Consider the following 494-nt stretch of genomic DNA (forward strand, 5'->3'; position numbering starts at 1 on the left):
ATCGCTCGAGCCCGGAGCCTGCGTTTCCGAGGTGGCTCGCATGGCTGGCCTTCATGTAAGCCAGCTGTTCAGGTGGCGCAAAGAGCTTTGCAAGAACGCTGAAGCGAGTATAGCGCCGTTCGTGCCGGTCGAGATTGGGCCGTCTGTTCCGCCGCGGGAGGTGGCCGAAGCGCCGCTGACGACGACGGCGGCGCGTCGACGGAAGAGCCTGGGCATCATCGAGATCGACCTTGGTAGCGGGCACCGCATCCGGGTCGATGGAGACGCACTACGTCGCGTTCTCGATGCTTTGGTACGCCGATGATCCCGGTTCCGACGGGCGCGCGCGTGTGGCTTGCGACAGGCTACACGGACATGCGCCGAGGCTTTCCAACGCTGGCACTCCAGGTGCAGGAGGTGCTGCGCAAGGACCCGCTCAGCGGTCATCTGTTTGTCTTCCGCGGTCGCCGAAGCGATCTTGTGAAGGTGATCTGGCACGATGGCCAGGGAGCATG

Annotated in this window: 2 protein-coding genes; both read left to right on the forward strand. The window is 64.2% G+C overall.

The features are described from left to right. Positions 1-304: transposase (locus tag AC0L21_RS38040; RefSeq protein ID WP_473267141.1), on the forward strand; the 304-nt coding region annotated here is incomplete at its 5' end. After that, the coding region (gene tnpB / locus AC0L21_RS38045) for an IS66 family insertion sequence element accessory protein TnpB (protein WP_473267143.1) at positions 301-494 on the forward strand (194 nt) is incomplete at its 3' end. The genes AC0L21_RS38040 and tnpB, both read left to right, overlap by 4 nt.

The sequence above is a fragment of the Bradyrhizobium sp. WSM4873 genome (genome assembly GCF_055811355.1).